The 3,278-nt window shown below is 71.2% G+C and carries 6 protein-coding genes; 5 read left to right on the forward strand and 1 reads right to left on the reverse strand.

Annotated features, from left to right (window positions below; all coding sequences use genetic code 11):
• The 4 genes from acpS to era form a co-directional block, all read left to right on the forward strand.
• Positions 1 to 366, forward strand: a 366-nt coding sequence (gene acpS / locus ACESL7_RS14645) for a holo-ACP synthase (protein ID WP_372894036.1), incomplete at its 5' end; no start/stop codon positions are given.
• Between the two features lie 54 nt (positions 367 to 420).
• Positions 421 to 1,257, forward strand: a complete 837-nt coding sequence (lepB, locus tag ACESL7_RS14650) for a signal peptidase I (RefSeq protein ID WP_372894037.1) — start codon at positions 421 to 423, stop codon at positions 1,255 to 1,257.
• Complete coding sequence (rnc, locus tag ACESL7_RS14655; RefSeq protein WP_372894038.1) at positions 1,254 to 1,940, forward strand: ribonuclease III; 687 nt, start codon at positions 1,254 to 1,256, stop codon at positions 1,938 to 1,940. Before lepB ends, rnc begins: the two co-directional genes overlap by 4 nt.
• Complete coding sequence (gene era / locus ACESL7_RS14660; protein ID WP_372894039.1) at positions 1,937 to 2,851, forward strand: GTPase Era; 915 nt, start codon at positions 1,937 to 1,939, stop codon at positions 2,849 to 2,851. Before rnc ends, era begins: the two co-directional genes overlap by 4 nt.
• Here the strand turns inward: era and ACESL7_RS14665 are convergent.
• Entirely contained in the window at positions 2,848 to 3,021 is a 174-nt protein-coding gene (locus ACESL7_RS14665) for a hypothetical protein (RefSeq protein WP_372894040.1), read from the reverse strand. The genes era and ACESL7_RS14665 overlap by 4 nt on opposite strands.
• A gap of 53 nt (positions 3,022 to 3,074) precedes the next feature.
• Here ACESL7_RS14665 and ACESL7_RS14670 point away from each other — a divergent pair.
• On the forward strand, positions 3,075 to 3,278 hold a 204-nt coding region (locus ACESL7_RS14670), incomplete at its 3' end, for a DUF1491 family protein (protein WP_372894041.1).

Here is a 3,278-nt window from a genome sequence, read left to right on the forward strand (position 1 = left end):
ACGCTGGAGCGCTTCGGCGGGCGCTTCCGCAACCGTGTCTTCACCGAAAAGGAACAGACGAAGGCAGAGCGCCGGCGCGACGTCGCCGGCACCTACGCCAAGCGCTGGGCGGCGAAGGAGGCGTGCTCCAAGGCGCTGGGCACCGGGCTGCGCATGGGCATCGCATGGAAGGACATGCATGTCACCAACATGGCGACCGGGCAGCCCGTGATGCACGTCACCGGCTGGGCGGCAGAGCGGCTCGAGGCGCTCACGCCGGCGGGGCATGTGGCGATCATTCACGTCACGCTGACCGACGACCACCCCTGGGCACAGGCCTTCGTGGTGATCGAGGCACGGCCCGTTGACCCGGGCCACGCCGCTTGACACCTCCCGCCCCCGCGCCCATGAAGCGCGCGTTCACCGGGCGGGAAAGCAGGCATGGCCGAGGATAAAAGCTGGGGCGGCGCGATCGTCGAAACGCTGAAGACGATCGTCTATGCGCTCCTGATCGCGGGCGTGTTCCGCACGCTTTTCTTTCAGCCGTTCTGGATTCCCTCGGGCTCCATGAAGGACACGCTGCTGATCGGCGACTTCCTCTTCGTCAACAAGATGTCCTACGGCTATTCCTACGCCTCCTGCCCCTCGGTGCGCATCCCGGCCGTGGGCCTCGACATCGACGCCGAGGACCTCTGCGGCTGGATGCAGCCGGGTGACGGGCGGCTGTTCGGCGGAACGCCCGAGCGCGGCGACGTCGCCGTGTTCCGCCATCCGGTGACGGGGCGCGACTTCATCAAGCGCATCGTCGGCCTGCCCGGCGACCGGGTTCAGATGCGCGACGGGCGGCTCCACATCAACGGCGACGCCGTCGAGCTCACGCGCGACGGCACCTTCGAGGAGGTGATGCGCCCGCAGGGGCCGCAGGGCATCCGCCCGCGCTGCGCCAACGCGCCGGTGGGCACCGGCGCCACCTGCATCAAGGAGAAGTTCGAGGAGACCTTTCCCAATGGCGAGACGCACTCGGTGCTGAACATCGGGCAGCAGGCCTCGGACGACACGCCGGTCTACACGGTGCCGGACGGGCATTTCTTCCTGATGGGCGACAACCGCGACAACTCCTCCGACAGCCGGGTGCCGCAGCAGATCGGCGGTGTGGGCATGGTTCCCTACGCCGACCTGATCGGCCGCGCGGACCGGGTGATGTTCTCCTCGGCCGGGCGATCCATGCTATTCTTCTGGACATGGCGCGGCGACAGGTTCTTCGAGAAGATCGAGTGACGCTCTCGGCCGACCTGCGCGCCTTCGAGGGGCGGATCGGGCACCGCTTCACGCGCCCCGAGCTCCTCCGGCAGGCCGTGACGCACGGGTCCTTCGCGACGCCCGGCCGCGCGGACAACCAGCGGCTGGAATTCCTCGGCGACCGGGTGCTCGGCCTCGTGATGGCCGAGGCGCTGCTCGCCGCGGACCCGGAGGCCACCGAGGGCCAGCTCGCGCCGCGCTTCAACGCGCTCGTGCGCAAGGAGGCCTGCGCCGAGGTGGCGCGCGAGGTCGGCCTCGGCGACGTGCTGAAGCTCGGCCGCTCCGAGATGATCTCGGGCGGGCGGCGCAAGCTGGCGCTTCTGGGCGACGGGATGGAGGCGGTGATCGCCGCGGTCTACCTGGACGCGGGGCACGACGCGGCGCGCGACCTGGTGCTGCGGCTCTGGGGCGCGCGGATCGGGCGCGTGGACGCGGACGCCCGCGACGCCAAGACCGCGCTGCAGGAATGGGCGCAGGCCCGGCGCATGCCGCCGCCCGCCTATACCGAGGTGGCGCGGGACGGACCGGATCACGCGCCGCGGTTCACCATCGAGGCGCGCCTCGCCGACGGCCGCGCGGCGCGCGCCGAGGCGGGATCGAAACGGCAGGCCGAGCAGGCCGCGGCGCAGGCCCTGCTCGCGGAAGTGGAGGACACGCGATGAGCGATGGCACGACGCGGGCGGGCTTCGCGGCCCTCATCGGCGAGCCGAACGCCGGGAAGTCGACGCTCACCAACCGCATGGTGGGGGCCAAGGTCTCCATCGTCACCCACAAGGTGCAGACGACGCGCGCGCGCATCCGCGGCGTGGCGATCGAGGGCGACGCGCAGATCGTCTTCGTCGACACGCCGGGGCTTTTCGCGCCGCGCCGCCGACTCGACCGGGCGATGGTCGCCGCCGCCTGGGGCGGCGCGGCGGACGCCGACGTGGTCGTTCTGCTGGTCGAGGCGCACCGCGGGCTGACACCGGGCGTCGAGGAGATCCTCGCCCGCCTCGAGGAGGTCGCCGGCAATCGTCCCGTCGCGCTCGCCATCAACAAGATCGACCGCGTCAAGGCGGAAACCCTGCTCGGCCTCTCGAAGGCGCTCAACGACCGCTTCGATTTCGCCCGCACCTTCATGATCTCCGCCGAGAAGGGGCACGGCGTCGAGGACCTGCGCCGCTGGCTCGCCGGGATGATGCCCGAGGGGCCATGGCTCTACCCGGAGGATCAGATCGCGGACCTGCCGCTCCGGATGCTCGCCGCCGAGATCACGCGCGAGAAGGCGACGCTGCGCCTGCACCAGGAGCTACCCTACCAGCTGACCGTCGAGACGGAAAACTGGGAGGAGCGCAAGGACGGCGCGGCGCGCGTGGATCAGGTGATCTACGTCGCCCGCGAGGGGCACAAGGGCATCGTGCTCGGCCATCGGGGCGAGACGATCAAGGCGATCTCGCAGGCCGCGCGCGAGGAGCTCGAGGAGTTCCTCGGCCGCAAGGTCCACCTCTTCGTGCAGGTCAAGGTGCGCGAACGCTGGATGGAGGAGGCCGAGCGCTACGCGCAGATGGGCCTCGATTTCTCCGGGGGCGGTTAACGGCCGCCGAGCCAGCGCCATGCCACCCAGCCGCCCGCGCCCAGAAGCGCGAGGTTGCCGAGCGGCAGGAGAAGGATCCAGAGCCCCGGCAGCAGGCCGGCAGCGGCCGCCACGTTCGCGGCGAGGCCGAAAGCGACGGCGAACCAGAGGGCGCGGGGAAACTCGGGCATGATGCGCAGGATAGCCCGCCCGGACCGGCGCGCAAGACGAGGGAGACGCCACCATGGCCCGGCTGACCGCGGACTTCTGGGTGAGGGCCTACCTCGCACGGCTTCAGGCCGAGGGCATCCCGGCCCATGTCGTCGCGCATGGCGACGACCACGCCGGCGCGGTGATCGTCAAGCTCGCCACCCTCGACGGGCGCGCGCAGGCCTTCGTGCGCCGCTGGGACCTCGCCAGCGGCGCGCGGCGCGGGGGGGGGCTGGGC

This window comes from Rhodosalinus sp., from assembly GCF_041685465.1.
Lineage (GTDB): Bacteria > Pseudomonadota > Alphaproteobacteria > Rhodobacterales > Rhodobacteraceae > Rhodosalinus.